The sequence below is a fragment of the Actinoplanes sp. NPDC019969 genome (assembly GCF_055562375.1).
Genome location: NZ_JBVHFK010000002.1, coordinates 500,798 through 517,416, shown reverse-complemented (window position 1 = coordinate 517,416; position 16,619 = coordinate 500,798). Strand labels below are relative to the sequence as shown.

At 70.1% G+C, this 16,619-nt stretch carries 13 protein-coding genes; 9 read left to right on the top strand and 4 right to left on the bottom strand.

The genetic code is table 11. The features are described from left to right. The first annotated feature begins 21 nt into the window (after nt 1–21). Complete coding sequence (gene pcrA, locus ACZ3II_RS08865; RefSeq protein ID WP_465517036.1) at nt 22–2,427, top strand: DNA helicase PcrA; 2,406 nt, start codon at nt 22–24, stop codon at nt 2,425–2,427. 115 nt (nt 2,428–2,542) lie between these two features. Here pcrA and ACZ3II_RS08860 read toward each other — a convergent pair whose 3' ends face one another. From ACZ3II_RS08860 to ACZ3II_RS08850, 3 genes are all read right to left on the bottom strand, one after another. After that, nucleotides 2,543–3,043 (bottom strand): RICIN domain-containing protein, encoded by a 501-nt coding sequence (locus ACZ3II_RS08860; RefSeq protein WP_465517035.1) that lies wholly within the window; start codon nt 3,041–3,043, stop codon nt 2,543–2,545. A 109-nt stretch (nt 3,044–3,152) separates the two neighbouring features. Continuing rightward, nucleotides 3,153–3,920, bottom strand: coding sequence for a M23 family metallopeptidase (locus ACZ3II_RS08855; RefSeq protein WP_465517034.1), 768 nt, complete (start codon nt 3,918–3,920; stop codon nt 3,153–3,155). 145 nt (nt 3,921–4,065) lie between these two features. Further along, entirely contained in the window at nt 4,066–4,803 is a 738-nt protein-coding gene (locus ACZ3II_RS08850; RefSeq protein WP_465517033.1) for a M23 family metallopeptidase, read from the bottom strand. A gap of 419 nt (nt 4,804–5,222) precedes the next feature. Between ACZ3II_RS08850 and ACZ3II_RS08845 the strand changes: the two genes are divergently transcribed. From ACZ3II_RS08845 to purH, 6 genes are all read left to right on the top strand, one after another. Then, the gene (locus ACZ3II_RS08845; protein WP_465517032.1) at nt 5,223–5,627 is read left to right on the top strand and encodes a cobalamin B12-binding domain-containing protein; all 405 of its coding nucleotides are present in this window, start codon (nt 5,223–5,225) and stop codon (nt 5,625–5,627) included. Nucleotides 5,628–6,164: 537 nt separating this feature from the next. Further along, a complete protein-coding gene (sucC, locus tag ACZ3II_RS08840) occupies nt 6,165–7,343 on the top strand; it encodes an ADP-forming succinate--CoA ligase subunit beta (RefSeq protein WP_465517031.1) in 1,179 nt (392 codons plus the stop codon). A gap of 5 nt (nt 7,344–7,348) precedes the next feature. Then, on the top strand, nt 7,349–8,230 hold the full coding sequence (gene sucD / locus ACZ3II_RS08835) for a succinate--CoA ligase subunit alpha (protein WP_208467398.1): 882 nt from the start codon (nt 7,349–7,351) through the stop codon (nt 8,228–8,230). A gap of 106 nt (nt 8,231–8,336) precedes the next feature. After that, nucleotides 8,337–9,809 (top strand): cell division protein PerM, encoded by a 1,473-nt coding sequence (locus tag ACZ3II_RS08830; protein WP_465517030.1) that lies wholly within the window; start codon nt 8,337–8,339, stop codon nt 9,807–9,809. A 9-nt stretch (nt 9,810–9,818) separates the two neighbouring features. Further along, the gene (purN, locus tag ACZ3II_RS08825; RefSeq protein WP_465517029.1) at nt 9,819–10,436 is read left to right on the top strand and encodes a phosphoribosylglycinamide formyltransferase; all 618 of its coding nucleotides are present in this window, start codon (nt 9,819–9,821) and stop codon (nt 10,434–10,436) included. Continuing rightward, nucleotides 10,433–11,995 carry a bifunctional phosphoribosylaminoimidazolecarboxamide formyltransferase/IMP cyclohydrolase gene (gene purH / locus ACZ3II_RS08820; RefSeq protein WP_465517028.1) on the top strand — a complete coding sequence of 521 codons (1,563 nt, stop codon included), beginning with the start codon at nt 10,433–10,435 and terminating at the stop codon, nt 11,993–11,995. Before purN ends, purH begins: the two co-directional genes overlap by 4 nt. Before the next feature lie 45 nt (nt 11,996–12,040). On the opposite strand, the gene ACZ3II_RS08815 is transcribed toward purH, so the two are convergent. After that, on the bottom strand, nt 12,041–12,586 hold the full coding sequence (locus tag ACZ3II_RS08815; RefSeq protein WP_465517027.1) for a hypothetical protein: 546 nt from the start codon (nt 12,584–12,586) through the stop codon (nt 12,041–12,043). A 169-nt stretch (nt 12,587–12,755) separates the two neighbouring features. On the opposite strand from ACZ3II_RS08815, the gene ACZ3II_RS08810 reads away from it, so the two are divergent. Both ACZ3II_RS08810 and adhE read left to right on the top strand, forming a co-directional pair. After that, nucleotides 12,756–13,970: an NADP-dependent isocitrate dehydrogenase gene (locus ACZ3II_RS08810; RefSeq protein ID WP_465517026.1), complete on the top strand. Its 1,215-nt coding sequence runs from the start codon at nt 12,756–12,758 to the stop codon at nt 13,968–13,970. Between the two features lie 74 nt (nt 13,971–14,044). After that, nucleotides 14,045–16,606: a bifunctional acetaldehyde-CoA/alcohol dehydrogenase gene (gene adhE, locus ACZ3II_RS08805; protein WP_465517025.1), complete on the top strand. Its 2,562-nt coding sequence runs from the start codon at nt 14,045–14,047 to the stop codon at nt 16,604–16,606. The last annotated feature ends 13 nt before the right edge of the window (nt 16,607–16,619 follow it).

The following is a 16,619-nucleotide window of genomic DNA, read 5'->3' as shown; positions in this document are numbered from 1 at the left end:
CGGCATACACTGGCTCCCGCGATGCGACCTTCCTCAGAACCTTCCGACGCCCTGTTCGCCCTGCCCCCGGTGCGGACTCCGGCGGCGCCACGGCCGGCCCCGAGCCGGCTCGATCCGGCGGCCCTGCTCACCGGCCTCAACGGCCCCCAGCGGGACGCGGTGACCCATGCCGGGTCGCCGCTGCTCATCGTGGCCGGCGCGGGTTCCGGCAAGACCCGGGTGCTCACCCACCGGATCGCCTACCTGCTGGCCGAGCGCGGCGTGCACCCCGGCGAGATCATGGCGATCACCTTCACCAACAAGGCCGCCGGTGAGATGAAGGAGCGGGTCGCCGCCCTGGTCGGCCCGCGCGCCCGGCTGATGTGGGTGTCGACGTTCCACTCGGCGTGCGTGCGGATCCTGCGGGCCGAGCACGAGCACGCCGGGCTGAAGAGCACCTTCTCCATCTACGACGCCGACGACTCGCGCCGCCTGATGACGCTGGTCGCCCGCGAGCTCGACCTGGACCCGAAGCGGTACACCGCCCGGAGCCTGGCCGCCCAGGTGTCGAACCTGAAGAACGAGCTGGTCGAGCCGGACGAGTTCGCGAAGGGCGCGAAGGGGCCGAACGAGCGGGCCGTCGCCGAGGCCTACACGCTGTACCAGCGCCGGCTTCGTGAGGCGCACGCGCTGGACTTCGACGACATCATCATGACCGTGGTGCACCTGTTCCAGTCGCATCCGCACCTCGCCGAGGCGTACCGCCGCCGGTTCCGGCACGTCATGGTCGACGAGTACCAGGACACCAACCACGCGCAGTACACGCTGATCCGCGAGCTGGTCGGCGTCGACGTCGAGGACCCGTCCGAGCTGTGCGTCGTCGGTGACGCCGACCAGTCGATCTACGCGTTCCGGGGCGCGACGATCCGCAACATCCTGGAGTTCGAGCGGGACTACCCGCAGGCCCGCACGATCCTGCTGGAGCAGAACTACCGCTCCACCCAGACCATCCTGACCGCCGCCAACGCGGTGATCGACCGGAACACCTCCCGCAAGCCCAAGCGGCTGTGGAGCGACCAGGGGCAGGGCGAGCAGATCGTCGGCTACGTCGCCGACACCGAGCACGCCGAGGCCGACTGGGTGGCCCGGGAGATCGACCGGCTCACCGACAACCACGACGTGCGGCCCGGTGACGTCGCGGTGTTCTACCGGACGAACGCGCAGTCCCGGGTGTTCGAGGAGGTGTTCATCCGGGTCGGCCTGCCCTACAAGGTGGTCGGCGGGGTGCGCTTCTACGAGCGCAAGGAGGTCCGTGACGCGCTGGGCTACCTGCGCGCGATCGTGAACGACGACGACACCGTCAGCCTCCGCCGGGTGCTGAACACGCCGAAACGCGGCATCGGCGACCGGGCCGAGGCGTGTGTCGAGGCGCTGTCGTCCCGCGACCGGATCTCGTTCGGCCAGGCGCTGCGCCGGGCCAAGGACGCGCCCGGCATCTCCACCCGCGCGCTCAACAGCATCACCGACTTCGTGCGGCTTCTCGACGACCTGCGGGTGCTGGCGCTGTCCGCCCCGCCGGAGGAGGTCCTGGAGGCGGTCCTGCAGCGGTCCGGCCTGCTCGGCGAGCTGGAGGAGAGCCTCGACCCGCAGGACCAGGGCCGCGTGGAGAACCTGCAGGAGCTGGTGAGCGTCGCCCGGGAGTACACCGAGCGCGTCGAATCCCTCGCCTCGGAGGACGAGGAGCAGGTCGCGACGCTGGCCGGGTTCCTGGAGCAGGTGGCCCTGGTCGCCGACGCCGACCAGCTGCCCGACGACGACCCGGAGAACCAGGGCGTCGTCACCCTGATGACCCTGCACACCGCCAAGGGCCTGGAGTTCCCGGTGGTGTTCCTGACCGGCCTGGAGGACGGCGTGTTCCCGCACATGCGGGCGCTCGGCGACAACACCGAGCTGGAGGAGGAACGCCGCCTGGCCTACGTCGGCATCACCCGGGCCCGGCAGCGGCTCTACCTGTCCCGCGCGGTGACCCGGTCCGCCTGGGGCCAGCCGCAGTACAACCCGCCGTCCCGGTTCACCGACGAGCTGCCGGCCGAGCTGGTGCGCTGGGAGCGGACCGGTGGGTCGTACACCTCATGGTCCGGCACCGGTGGCGGGGTCGGCGGCCGTGGTGGTGGCGACCGTCAGCGTGGTGGTGGCTTCTCCGGCGGCACACCGAAGGCGCAGCGGATCGCCGAACGGCTCGGCATCGACGCCAGCAGGCTGTCCACGGCGAGCGAGCTGAAACAGGCGCCGAAGGTGGATCCCGGCGACCGGGTCAACCACCAGCGGTACGGTCTGGGCCGGGTGCTGGCCGTGGAGGGGCAGGGCCCGGGCGCGCGGGCGCAGATCGACTTCGGCGACCAGGTGATGTGGCTGGTCCTCCGGCACGCCCCGATCGACAAACTGTAAAACCACCGACAGCGTGTGGATTTCGGCCGTTACACGCGCCGCATATCCACACGCTGGGGTTTCTGCGGCGGGACGATGTCCCGCCGCAGTTATCGGTTTTACCGGAAGCCGCGGATCAGACCAGGTTCCAGGTGAAGGACTGAGCCCGCGAGGAGCTGCAGGTGGCCTGGTACAGGTCGGCGCCCCGCGTGTTGTTCGGGATGGCCATGCACTTGCCGCTGGTGGCGTTCTTCAGCTGGTAGTAGTCGACGCCACCGGACTTGAAACCGAAGATCGGCAGCCACCGCTCGCCGGCGGTGGTGTTGCACGTCTGGGTCTTGATCGGCGAGGTGTCGCTGGTGACCGCGATGCACTTGCTGCCGTTGCGGTACTTGATCTTCCAGTAGTTGTTGGCCTTGGTCCAGATCCAGTTACGGTTGCTGCCACCCTCGCACAGGTTCTGCTCGACGGCGACGGCGGCCGAGGAGTAGCCGGCGGGGTGAATGCAGTAATCGTTGTTGTAGGGCTGCATCTTGTACGGGCCCTCGGCGGCGGACGCGGGACCAGCGAAGCCGGCCAGCACACCGGCGGTGACCGCGATGACAGCGGCCAGGTTGATAGCAATCTTGCGGAACAAGTGTGACCCCGATGTTGAGCGAAATGTTGGGGGCACATTAACCGACGTCCCGCGGAGAGAGCCAAACGACGTCGATGTCACGCGATAACAGTGATGGATGTCCCACACGTCAGGAGCAGCCGGGGATCTCCACACCGTGGGCGCGCAGCCACGCCGTCGGCTCGACCGGGTTCTTGAAGTGCCCCTGGTGCACCTCGAAGTGCAGGTGCGGGCCGGTCGAATGCCCGGTCGAGCCCTCCGCGCCGATCCGCTCGCCGGCCCGAACGCGTCGCCCGACCGCGACGTCGATCGCCGACAGGTGACCGTAGTGGGTGAGCCAGCCGTCGCCGTGGTCGATCAGGACCGCGTTGCCGTAACCGCCGTGCGGGCCGGCCGCCACCACCACACCGGCGCCGGCAGCGACGATCGGCGTGCCGTGCGGGGCGGCCAGGTCGACGCCGGCGTGCAGGCGGCCCCAGCGCGGGCCGAAGCACGACGTGGTGCGGGCGGCCGGGTTCGGGTTGACCCAGGTGACCTCGGGGGTCGGGCGCTTCTTCAGGCGTACCGGGGCGGCGGCCGGGCTCCCGCCGGACTCCAGCTCCGGCAACGGCTCCGGGAACTTCGCGGGCGCGTCGTCGCCGGGCGGCGGGACGATCGGCAGCGCGGCGGTGGCGTGCGCGGCGGTCGGCAGGCCGGAGCCGCCGTGACCGGCCGGGGCGGCCGAGGCCGCCACACCGGCGACGCCGACACCGGCGGCCAGGGTGGCGCTCAGCGCGGTGACCGACAGCGCGGAACGGCTGCGGGTGGCGAAGAGCGCGGGGAACGCCGGGGCGCGGTGCCGGTGCAGATTCTCCTGGCGGTGCCGGCCGCCTCGACCGGATGACGAATGCTGCCCCACGCGGTTGTTCCTCCCCGACGGCCGTGACGTTCGCTTGTCACATGCCTGTCGGTCCGGGAGCCGGGAGCGCTGAGAGGGTGAAGCCGAGTTCTACCGACCTGCAACCGGGGAGGTTTCGAGTGTCCCGGTCAGGAAACAGGAGACGTCAGGAGGCCTGGCCGGCAGGGAGACCGTAGAAGGTCTCCATCTGAAGCTTGACGTCGACACCGCGCTGCAGCAGGAACGTGATCGGGTCCGTCGGGGTGCCGTTGACGTGGACCTCGAGGTGCAGGTGCGTGCCGTACGAGTAACCGGTGTTGCCCACCTCGCCGATCACCTGGCCGGCCTGCACCTTCGCGCCCTTGTCCACCAGCGTGCGCCGGGAGTGGGCGTAGATGATCTCGGTGCCGTCGTCCTGCTTGATCGTGATCGAGTTGCCGTACCCGCCGTTGTAGCCGACCTGGGTCACGGTGCCGCTGTGGATCGCCTTGTAGGGCGTGCCGTCCGGGGCTGCCAGGTCGATGCCGGCGTGCAGCTGACCGAAGCGGACCCCGTAGCCGGAGGTGAACTCGTACTCGTCGAGGGGGAGCATGTAGACGTCGTGGGCGGCCTGCTCGGCGGTCAGCTCGGTGCTGGCCTGCCGGTTCTCGCCACGGGAGGCGGCTTTCGAGCCCTCGCGATCCTCCAGGGCCTGGGTGGCGACCTGCGATTTCTGCGACATCCCCTGGAGGATCTCGGGGTCGACGGCCTTCTGATCCGGGAGGTTCGAGGCGGCGCCGAGAGCGACGACGCCGGCGCCGATGAACGCGGAGGTGACGACGACCGCGTAGCGGCTGCGCGGAGGGGTGGGAACGCGACGCCGGCCGCGATAGCGATCGGGCTCAGACGACAAGCGCTGACGCACGAAGGACCCTCCGTCGATGGCATTACGGCGGCGCGGCGCGCTCAGATCCCGGGAAAAGGGGTTGAACGTCGGTCCGGCCGGGCTGTCGCTGTGGGGGAACCTGTGTGACAGCCGTGGCCACGGTAACGAAACGGCGACCGGGTCACAAGTCGCAGCGCCAATTTCGTGACAGTTCCTGGTCTGCATTGATCAGCTATTGTCCGAATTGATTACGTTTCCCGAACCCCGTTGCGGCAACAGTGCGTAATGGGAGCCGAAACGGAAAGTAATGTGACCCAGAGAACTATTCGCTTCGCTCATCGGCCGTGGTCAGCGGCTACCCCGGCCCGGCGCGGCAGGTTACCGTTCGTTCAGGTGACCACGGCGGTCGTCCCGCGTGACGGCTGGGCGCCGGGGTCGGAGAGCCCGAAGGGGTCAGCATGCAAGCACGCATCAGGGTCGTCGTCGCCAAGCCCGGGCTGGACGGGCACGACCGCGGGGCCAAGGTGATCGCGCGCGCCCTGCGCGACGCCGGCATGGAGGTGATCTACACCGGGCTGCACCAGACGCCGGAGCAGATCGTGGAGACCGCCATTCAGGAGGACGCCGACGGCATCGGCCTGTCGGTGCTGTCCGGCGCGCACATGACGCTGTTCCGGAGAGTGCTGGAACTGTTGGCGGAGCGTGACGCGTCCGACATCGTGGTATTCGGCGGCGGCATCATTCCGGACGACGACATCACGGAATTGCAATCACTCGGGGTAGCCGCACTATTCACTCCCGGTACCTCACTCGAATCCATCGTCGAATGGGTCCGCGCCAATGTGGCGGCGCCGGTCGCCTGAGGCGAGATCCCGGCTGGTTCTCACGGCTGTCTCGCCGGCGCTGAGACAGCCGTGAGAACCAGCCGGAAGCGAGGGGAGAGGCCGGACGCACCCCTCACACGTCCGGCCTCTCTATGCGCGATGCCCCGCCGCCACCCCTCGACCGACAGGGCATCGGCCGCTTCCTCGCGGTGCGCCTCAGCGCTCCGACACCACACTCAACGACCCCTCCCCGGGGCGGTTACGCGCGCCCGCGTGACTTTTTCGCGCGCGCCGGCAGGACGCCGCCGGTCGATCTCGCCAGGAACTCCGGGCACATTGGTCCCGACCGTCCCGGAGCTGCGATTTCGTCCCTCTGGTGTGTGGTCTTGCACACCCTGTACCCGCGCGGGCACGGGGCCCTATTCGGTCGCTAGTCTGCGGATGAGGGTCATTCGTCAGGTTGCGGATGGCCCGACGATCCTCACGCTGGCGGCGCGCCGCGCTGCCCCGCGCACACAGGTCGGGACGCAATGGTGCGGCTTGCCGGCGCTTGGCGTCGCGAGCGAAAGGAGACACGTGGACCTGTTCGAGTATCAGGGGCGCGACCTGTTCGAACGGCACGGGCTGCCCGTGCTGGGCGGCGGTGTCGCCGAGACCCCGCAGGAGGCCCGGGCGATCGCTGAGCGCCTCGGTGGCAAGGTCGTCGTCAAGGCGCAGGTGAAGGTCGGTGGCCGCGGCAAGGCCGGCGGCGTGAAGCTGGCCGACGGCGCGGACGAGGCCGAGGCCCGCGCGACCGACATCCTGGGCATGGACATCAAGGGCCACACGGTCCACAAGGTGATGCTGGCCGAGACGGCCGACATCGTGGAGGAGTACTACTTCTCCTACCTGCTGGACCGGGCCAACCGCACGTTCCTCTGCATCGCCAGCGTCGCCGGCGGCATGGAGATCGAGACGGTCGCCGAGGAGGACCCGGAGCGGGTCGCCAAGATCGCGATCGACGCGAGCAAGGGCGTGGACGAGGCGAAGGCGCGCGAGATCGTGACCGCCGCCAAGTTCCCGGCCGAGGTCGCCGACCAGGTCGTCGACATCGCGGTGAAGCTGTGGCAGGCGTTCGTCGCCGAGGACGCCACGCTGGTCGAGGTCAACCCGCTCGCCAAGGTCGGCGACGGCCGGGTGCTGGCGCTGGACGCCAAGGTCACGCTGGACGAGAACGCCGGCTTCCGGCACCCCGACCACGAGGCGCTCGAGGACAAGTCCGCGGTCGACCCGCTGGAGCAGGCCGCCAAGGCGAAGAACCTCAACTACGTCAAGCTCGACGGTGAGGTCGGCATCATCGGTAACGGCGCCGGCCTGGTCATGTCGACCCTGGACGTGGTGGCGTACGCGGGCGAGAAGCACGGCGGCGTCAAGCCGGCCAACTTCCTCGACATCGGCGGTGGCGCGAGCGCCCAGGTGATGGCGAACGGCCTGGAGATCGTCCTCGGCGACCCGGCCGTGAAGTCGGTCTTCGTGAACGTCTTCGGCGGCATCACCGCCTGCGACGCGGTGGCCAACGGCATCATCCAGGCTCTGGCCCTGCTGACCGAGCGCGGCGAGACCGTCACCAAGCCGCTCGTGGTCCGCCTCGACGGCAACAACGCCGAGGCCGGCCGTGCCATCCTCGATGGCGCCAACAACCCGCTGGTCACGCGGGTCGACACGATGGACGGAGCGGCAGAGAAGGCCGCCGAGCTCGCGGCTGCGGGGAAGTGAACTAAATGGCGATCTGGCTCACCAAGGACTCCAAGGTCATCGTCCAGGGCATCACCGGTGGTGAGGGCTCCAAGCACACCAAGCGGATGCTCGCCGCGGGCACCCAGGTGGTAGGCGGTGTCAACCCGCGCAAGGCCGGCACCAAGGTGGACTTCGACGGCACCGAGCTGCCCGTCTTCGCCACCGTCGCCGAGGCGATCGCCGCGACCGGCGCCGACGTGTCGGTCATCTTCGTGCCGCCGGCGTTCACCAAGGCCGCGGTCGTCGAGGCGATCGACGCCGAGATCCCGCTCGCCGTGGTGATCACCGAGGGCGTGCCGGTGCAGGACTCGGCGGCGTTCTGGGCGTACAACGTCGCCAAGGGCGAGAAGACCCGGATCATCGGGCCGAACTGCCCCGGCATCGCGTCGCCCGGCGCCTCCAACGCCGGCATCATCCCGGCCGACATCACCCCGCAGGGCCGGATCGGCCTGGTCAGCAAGAGCGGCACGCTGACCTACCAGCTGATGTACGAGCTGCGCGAGTTCGGCTTCTCCACGGCGGTCGGCATCGGCGGTGACCCGATCATCGGCACCACCCACATCGACGCGCTGAAGGCGTTCCAGGAGGACCCGGACACCGACGCGATCGTCATGATCGGTGAGATCGGTGGCGACGCCGAGGAGCGGGCGGCCGAGTTCATCAAGGCCAACGTCACCAAGCCGGTCGTCGGCTACATCGCCGGCTTCACCGCGCCGCCCGGGAAGACGATGGGCCACGCCGGCGCCATCATCTCCGGTTCGGCCGGCACCGCCGACGCCAAGAAGGTCGCCCTCGAGGCAGCCGGCGTCAAGGTCGGCAAGACGCCGTCCGAGACCGCCCAGCTCATGCGCGACATCCTGAGCTGATCCCAGCAGTGCGAACGGCGCGCCGTCGGTCGGGTGAGGACCCGATCGGCGGCGCGCCGCCGTTTCTGCCTCGCCGCAGTGGCCACGGCATGGAAAAGTAGGCGCGATGTCCAGCACAACCGACCGGCCCGGCGGCTCGGAGGACCCGTTCGCGGTCGCCGAGGCGCTTCAGTCCGTGGTGCGGGACACCGCCGCCATCGACCGGGACCGGCCGGCGCCCGAGCCCGCCGAGCCGGTCGAGCGGCCCACCGAGGCGATCGACACCGGCGGCGACCGGCAGCACGACACGGTGGTCGTCGACGACGCGATGCTGGGCCGCCGGGAGACCGTCCGGGTACCGATCCAGCGCCGCCCGCCCCGCGGCCGGCGTGCCCCGCTGCTGGTGGCGGTACTCTTCGCCACCCTCTGGGCGGCCCTGCTCGGCTATCTGCCGGTGGCCGTGGTGATCGGGCTGGCCCGCACCCTGGAGGGATCCGGAGGCCTGGCCGGGGCCGCGCACGCCGGGCTGGCCGGCTGGCTGCTCGGGCACGGGGTGCCGATCGGCACCTCGATCGGCCCGCTCGCGCTGACTCCGCTGCTGCTCACGGCGTTCATGCTCTGGCGGCTGAACCGGGCGGGCCTGCACGTCACCCGCGCGATCGGGGCCCGGCACAGCGGGTCGGCCGGGCGCGCGCTGCTCGTCGCGGTGCTGGTCGCGGGGGCGTACGCGCTGGTCGGCGCCCTGGCCGCGTACCTCGTCGACGGCCGTGGCACCGACGTGACGATCGGGCGGACCGCCGCGCACTTCCTGATCCTCGGCTTCGCCGGGGCGCTGATCGGCGCCCTGCGCGGCACCGGCGCCGTCGCCACCCTGGCCCGGCGGATGCCGCAGGCGATGCGCCACGGCATCCGGGCCGGCCTGGTCGCGGCCTTCCTGATCCTCGGCGCCGGCGCGGTGGCCGGTGGCCTGGCCGTCGCGCTCGGCGGCGCGCAGGCCGCCGACATCATCGCCGGCTACCAGACCGGTGTCGCCGGCCAGGCCGGGATCACCCTGGTCAGCATCGGGTACGCGGTGAACGTCGCGATCTGGGCCACCGCCTTCCTGCTCGGCCCGGGTTTCGCGCTGGGCGCCGGCACGACGGTCCGGATGACCGAGGTGACGGTCGGCGCGACGCCGATGGTGCCGCTGGTCGCCGGCCTGCCGGAGGGCCCGATGGGTGCGACCGGCACCCTGCTGCTGGCCCTGCCGGTGATCGCCGGCGCGGTCGCGGGCTGGGCGCTCACCCAGCGGCTGCGGTTCGGCCGGGACAGCGCCTGGCGCGCGGGTGGCCCCGGAACGGCGGTGACCGAGCCGTCCTGGTCGCTGGTGCTGGCCTCGGGCCTGTTCGCCGGTCCGGTCGCCGGTCTGGCGATGGGGCTGCTGGCCTGGCTGTCCGGCGGCTCGCTCGGCTCCGGCCGGCTGTCCCGGATCGGCCCGGACCCGGTGCAGACCGGGGTGATGGCCGCGATCGTGGTGGCCGTGGCGGTCGGCGCCGGGGCGGCCGCGACGAGGGCGTTCACCAAACGCCCCGGCAAGGGACGGGCAACCGCGCGGCGATAGGGTGCACAGGTGACTGCCCCCGCGCCCGCCCGCCTGGTCGTCCTCATCTCCGGTTCGGGCAGCAACCTGCAGGCTCTTCTCGAAGCGACAGCCGACCCGGCGTACGGCGCCGTGGTGGTGGCCGTCGGCGCCGACCGGGACGGGATCGCCGGCCTGGAGCACGCCGCGGCCGCCGGTGTTCCCACGTTCGTGGATTCGGTGAAGGCCTACCCGACCCGTGACGACTGGGACGCCGCGCTCACCGCGCACGTCGCCGAGCACCGCCCCGACCTGGTGATCTCGGCCGGTTTCCTGAAGCTCGCCGGCAAGCAGTTCCTGGACGCGTTCGGCGACCGGTACATCAACACCCACAACGCGCTGCTGCCCGCCTTCCCCGGGATCCACGGGCCGCGGGACGCGCTGGCCTACGGGGTGAAGGTGGCCGGGGCGACGCTCTTCTTCGTGGACGCCGGTGTGGACACCGGCCCGATCATCGCGCAGACCGTGGTCCCCGTGCTCGACGACGACACGGAGGAGACGCTCACCGAGCGCATCAAGGTGGCCGAGCGGGCCCAGCTGGTCGACTGTGTCGGCCGCCTGGTCCGTGAGGGCTGGACCATCCAGGACAGAAAGGTACGGATTCCGTGACCACTGACGAGGGTCGTCGTCCGATCAAGCGGGCGCTGCTGAGCGTCTGGTACAAGGACGGCATCGTCGAGCTGGCGCAGGCGCTGCACGCCGCCGGCGCGGAGATCGTGTCCACCGGTTCGACCGCGTCGACCGTGGAGAAGGCCGGTGTGCCGGTGACCCGGGTGGAGGAGCTGACCGGTTTCCCGGAGATCCTCAGTGACCGGGTCAAGACGCTGCACCCGAAGGTGCACGCCGGCCTGCTGGCCGACCTGCGGCTGGAGGGCCACGTCGCGGAGCTCGCCGGTCTCGGCATCGAGCCGTTCGATCTGCTGGTCAGCAACCTGTACCCGTTCACCGAGACGGTGGCCTCCGGCGCGGGCGTCGAGGACTGCATCGCGAAGATCGACATCGGTGGCCCGGCGATGGTCCGGTCCGCGGCGAAGAACCACGCCTCGGTCGCCGTCGTCACGTCCGCCGCGGCGTACCCGCTGGTCGCTGAGGCCGCCGCCGCCGGCGGTTTCACGCTGAAGCAGCGCAAGGCGCTGGCCGCCCAGGCTTTCGCGGACATCGCGGAGTACGACGTGGCCGTCGCCCGCTGGACCGCCGCCACCCTGGTCGACGAGGCGGAGTGGCCGGCGTTCGACGGGCTGGCGCTGCGCCGGGAGAACACCCTGCGGTACGGCGAGAACCCGCACCAGAAGGCCGCGCTCTACCTCGACCCGGCCGCGCCGGCCGGCCTGGCCCAGGCCGAGCAGCTGCACGGCAAGGAGATGTCCTACAACAACTACGTCGACGCGGACGCGGCCTGGCGCAGCGCCAACGACTTCACCGAGCCGTGCGTGGCGATCATCAAGCACGCCAACCCGTGCGGCATCGCGATCGGCGCGGACGTGGCCGAGGCGCACCGCAAGGCGCACGCCTGTGACCCGGTCTCGGCGTTCGGTGGCGTCGTCGCGGTCAACCGTGAGGTCACCGTCGAGCTGGCCCGCCAGCTGGGCGAGATCTTCACCGAGGTGATCGTGGCGCCGTCCTTCGAGGCCGGGGCCCTGGAGCTGTTCCGGGAGAAGAAGAACCTGCGGGTGCTGGTCGCCCCGGCCTGGAACCCGCCGGCCGCGGAGATCAAGCAGGTCGGTGGCGGGCTGCTGGTGCAGACCGCGGACCGGATCGACGCCGACGGCGACGACCCGGCGAACTGGACCCTGGCGACCGGCACGCCGGCCTCGACGGAGCAGCTGGCCGACCTGGCCTTCGCGTGGCGGGCGATCCGCGGCGTGAAGAGCAACGCGATCCTGCTGGCCAGTGACGGCGCCACGGTGGGCGTCGGGATGGGCCAGGTCAACCGGGTCGATGCGGCGAAGCTGGCGGTGGACCGGGCCGGCACCGAGCGGGTCGCGGGCAGCGTGGCCGCCTCGGACGCGTTCTTCCCGTTCCCGGACGGCCTCGAGGTGCTGATCGCGGCGGGTGTGACGGCCGTGGTCCAGCCGGGCGGCTCGATCCGGGACAACCTGGTGATCGAAGCCGCGGAGAAGGCCGGTGTCACCGTCTACCTGACCGGGACGCGGCACTTCTACCACTGATCGTGAGCTGATCCGACGGGCCGGGGCGTGCGCGCCCCGGCCTTTTCAGCGTTGTGCCAGCAGGACGGCGGCGACCACTGTCGCGATGACGAAGGCCGCGACCGGCACGGCGAGGGTGATCAGCCTGACCCGCTCGCCCAAAGACTCCTTGAGGGCGTCGTTGAACAGCACGAACGGCGCGACGAGCGACGGCACCAGCCCGCCGAGGAAGCCGTTGCGCATGCCGGTGACGACGGCGCTGCCGCCGGGCCCGCTGACCGCGTCGGCGAGCCAGTAGTTCGCCTCGCCGGGGTAGACCGGCAGGATGCTGGGTACCACGAGGAACAGGATGCCGATGCAGACGGCGGTCCGGGTCCGGGCGGCGGTCTGCGTGGTGAACAGCACGATCAGCCAGACCAGCAGGAACGGTGCGAAGAACAGCACCCAGCCGCTGACCGCCATGACCCCGGAGTGCCCGCCGCTGATCAGGCGGGCCAGGCCGGCGTAGGCGGTGACGGTGAACTTGCCGGCCGCGAAGAGGCCGATCAGCAGCGCGATCAGCAGGAACGTGGCCCACTTGCGGTGGCGTTCCCACCAGACATTGTCGATCACCGCTGAATGCTAAGTGGCGACCGCCACTGCCTGCTTTTCGGTGCGCCGCTTCGTCCCGGCCTGGGATGGTAGTGGGTGGTCCGTCTGACGGGGCCGCCCGGCGATCTTCGGCGGGCGGGCAGTACGCTCGTACTGCTAAGCGTGTGTTTCGGGAGAGGAGCGCCGGCCGATGGCGAAAATCAAGGTCAAGAACCCGGTCGTGGAGATCGACGGCGACGAGATGACCCGGATCATCTGGAAGCAGATCCGTGAGCAGCTGATCCTGCCGTACCTCGACGTGAACCTCGAGTACTACGACCTGTCGATCCAGTACCGGGACGAGACCGACGACCAGGTCACCATCGACTCGGCCAACGCCATCAAGCGGCACGGTGTGGGCGTCAAGTGCGCCACCATCACGCCGGACGAGGCGCGGGTGGAGGAGTTCGGCCTGAAGAAGATGTGGCGGTCGCCGAACGGCACGATCCGCAACATCCTCGGCGGCGTCGTCTTCCGTGAGCCGATCATCATGAGCAACGTGCCCCGCCTGGTACCGAGCTGGACCAAGCCGATCATCATCGGCCGTCACGCCCACGGCGACCAGTACAAGGCGACCGACTTCGTCGCGCCCAGCGCCGGCAAGATGACCGTCACCTTCACCCCGGCTGACGGTTCCGAGCCGATGGAGTTCGTGGTCTCGGACTTCCCGGCCGGTGGCGTCGGCATGGCGATGTACAACTACGACGAGTCGATCCGGGACTTCGCCCGGGCCTCGTTCCGGTACGGCCTGGCCCGCAACTACCCGGTCTACCTCTCCACCAAGAACACCATCCTGAAGGCGTACGACGGCCGCTTCAAGGACCTGTTCGCGGAGATCTTCGAGACCGAGTTCGCCGACCAGTTCAAGGAGGCCGGCCTCACCTACGAGCACCGGCTGATCGACGACATGGTCGCCGCCGCCCTGAAGTGGGAGGGTGGCTACGTCTGGGCCTGCAAGAACTACGACGGTGACGTGCAGTCCGACACCGTGGCCCAGGGCTTCGGCTCGCTCGGCCTGATGACCAGCGTGCTGATGACCCCGGACGGCAAGACCGTCGAGGCCGAGGCCGCGCACGGCACTGTCACCCGGCACTACCGGCAGTGGCAGAAGGGCGAGAAGACCTCGACCAACCCGATCGCCTCGATCTTCGCCTGGACCGGCGGCCTCAAGCACCGCGGGAAGCTGGACGGCACCCCCGAGGTGACCGAGTTCGCCGAGAAGCTCGAGCGCGTCTGCATCGAGACCGTCGAGGGTGGTCAGATGACCAAGGACCTCGCGCTGCTGATCGGCCGGGACGCCCCGTGGCTTTCCACCGACGAGTTCATGAACGCTCTCGACGAGAACCTGGCCCGCAAGCTGGCCTGATCCGGCGGGACTTTCGACCCTGCAACCGCTCCTCTCCTGTCGGCGACGATGAAGCCGACAGGAGAGGAGCGGCTGTGACTGAGATCGATGTCCTGGTGGGCAACGCGGGTAAGGCACTGACCGAGTACGCGGACTTCACCCAGGAGCAGGTCGACCACATCGTCGGCAAGGCTTCGGTGGCCGCGCTGGACAAGCACGGCGAACTGGCCCGCCTGGCGGTCGAGGAGACCGGCCGGGGTGTCTTCGAGGACAAGGCCGTCAAGAACATCTTCGCCTGCGAGCACGTCACCAACAGCATGGCCGGGATGAAGACGGTCGGTGTCATCCACCGCGACGACGTCAACGGCATCACCGAGATCGCCGACCCGGTCGGTGTGGTCTGCGCGGTCACCCCGGTCACCAACCCGACCTCGACCACCATCTTCAAGGCGCTGCTCGGCCTGAAGACCCGGAACCCGATCGTCTTCGCCTTCCACCCGAGCGCCCAGCGGTGCAGCGCGGAGGCGGCGCAGGTGGTCCGGGACGCGGCGATTGCGGCCGGCGCCCCGGAGAACTGCATCCAGTGGGTCGAGGAGCCGTCGCTCGAGGCGACCGCCGCCCTGATGAACCACCCCGGCGTCGCGACCGTCCTGGCCACCGGCGGGAACGCGATGGTCCGGGCCGCGTACTCGACCGGCAAGCCGGCCCTCGGGGTCGGCGCCGGGAACGTCCCGGCGTACGTGCACCCGTCCGCCGACGTGGTCCGCGCCGCACACGACATCGTGCTGTCGAAGACCTTCGACAACGGCATGATCTGCGCCTCCGAGCAGGCCGTCGTCCTGGACCGGTCGATCGCCGCGCGCGCCCTCCGGGAGTTCGTCCGGCTGCACGCCTACGTGGCGCGGCCGGAGGAGAAGGAACTGCTGGAGAAGTTGATCTTCCCGGACGGCAGGAAGCTGAACCCCGCGGTGGTCGGCCGGTCGGCGGTGTGGATCGCCGGTCAGGCCGGGTTCGCGGTGCCCGATGACACCTCGATCCTGCTCGCCGAGATCACCGAGGTCGGCCCGGCCGAGCCGTTGAGCCGGGAGAAGCTCTGCCCGGTCCTGGCCGTGCTCACCGCCGAGGACGAGGAGCAGGGCATCCGGTACGCCGAGCAGATGGTCGAGTTCCACGGTCTCGGCCACAGCGCCGTGGTGCACGCCAAGGACGCCGCGTTCTCCGAGCGGTTCGGCAAGCGGATGAAGGCGGTCCGGATCATCTGGAACGCGCCGGCCTCACAGGGCGGCATCGGCGACATCTACAACGGCTTCCGTCCGTCGCTCACCCTCGGCTGCGGCAGTTACGGCCACACCTCGGTCTCCGACAACGTCTCCGCCCTCAACCTGCTCAACATCAAGCGCATCGGCCGTAGGACGAACAACATGCAGTGGTTCAAGGTGCCGGCGAAGATGTACTTCGAGCCGCACGCCATCCGGTACTTCCGGGACATGCCCGACGTCCGCCGGGTCACCGTCGTCACCGACCACACCATGACCAAGCTCGGTTACGTCGACCGGATCAGCAACGTGCTGCGCGAGCGCCCCGAGCCGGTGACCATCCAGATCATCGACACCGTCGAGCCGGAGCCCAGCATCGACACGGTCCGCGGCGGCGCGGCGCTGATGCGCTCGTTCCGGCCGGACACCATCATCGCCCTCGGCGGCGGCTCGCCGATGGACGCGGCCAAGGTGATGTGGCTGCTCTACGAGCACCCGGACGTGGACTTCGCCGACATGAAGGAGAAGTTCTTCGACGTCCGCAAGCGGGCCTTCAAGTTCCCGACGCTGGGCGCCCTGGCGAAGCTGGTCTGCGTGCCGACCACGTCCGGCACCGGCGCCGAGGTCACCCCGTTCGCGGTGATCACCGACACCGCCACCGGGCAGAAGTACCCGCTGGCCGACTACGCGCTCACCCCGAGCGTGGCGATCATCGACCCGCACCTGACCCGGGACCTGCCGCCGGTGGTGACCGCGGACAGCGGCTTCGACGCGCTGACCCACGCCACCGAGGCGTACGTGTCGGTCTACGCCAGCGACTTCACCGACGGGCTGGCCCTGCACGCGATCAAGCTGATCTTCGAGAACCTGGAGCGGGCGGTCACGTCCGGCCCGGACGACCCGATCGCCCGGGAGAAGATGCACAACGCCGGGACGATCGCCGGCATGTCGTTCGGCAACGCGTTCCTCGGCATCGTCCACGCCATGGCCCACACACTGGGCGCCAGCTTCCACGTGGCGCACGGCCGGACCAACGCGATCCTGCTGCCGCACGTGATCCGGCACAACGGCACGGTGCCGTCGAAGCTGAACAGCTGGCCCAAGTACGAGCGGTACATCGCCCCGGAGCGGTTCCAGGAGATCGCCCGGCACCTGGGCCTGCCGGCGGACACCCCGCAGCAGGGCGTGGAGTCGTACGCCCGGGCCGTGGAAAGGCTCCGCGAGGCCGTCGGGATCCCGGCGTCGTTCAAGGGCGCCGGCGTGGACGAGGACGCGTTCCTCACCGCGCTCCCGCAGCAGGCGATGAACGCGTACCTGGACCAGTGCGCGCCGGCGAACCCGCGGATGCCGATGCTGGCGGACCTCGAGCGGATCATGAAGACCGCGTACTACGGGTCGTAACTCCGGATCCACG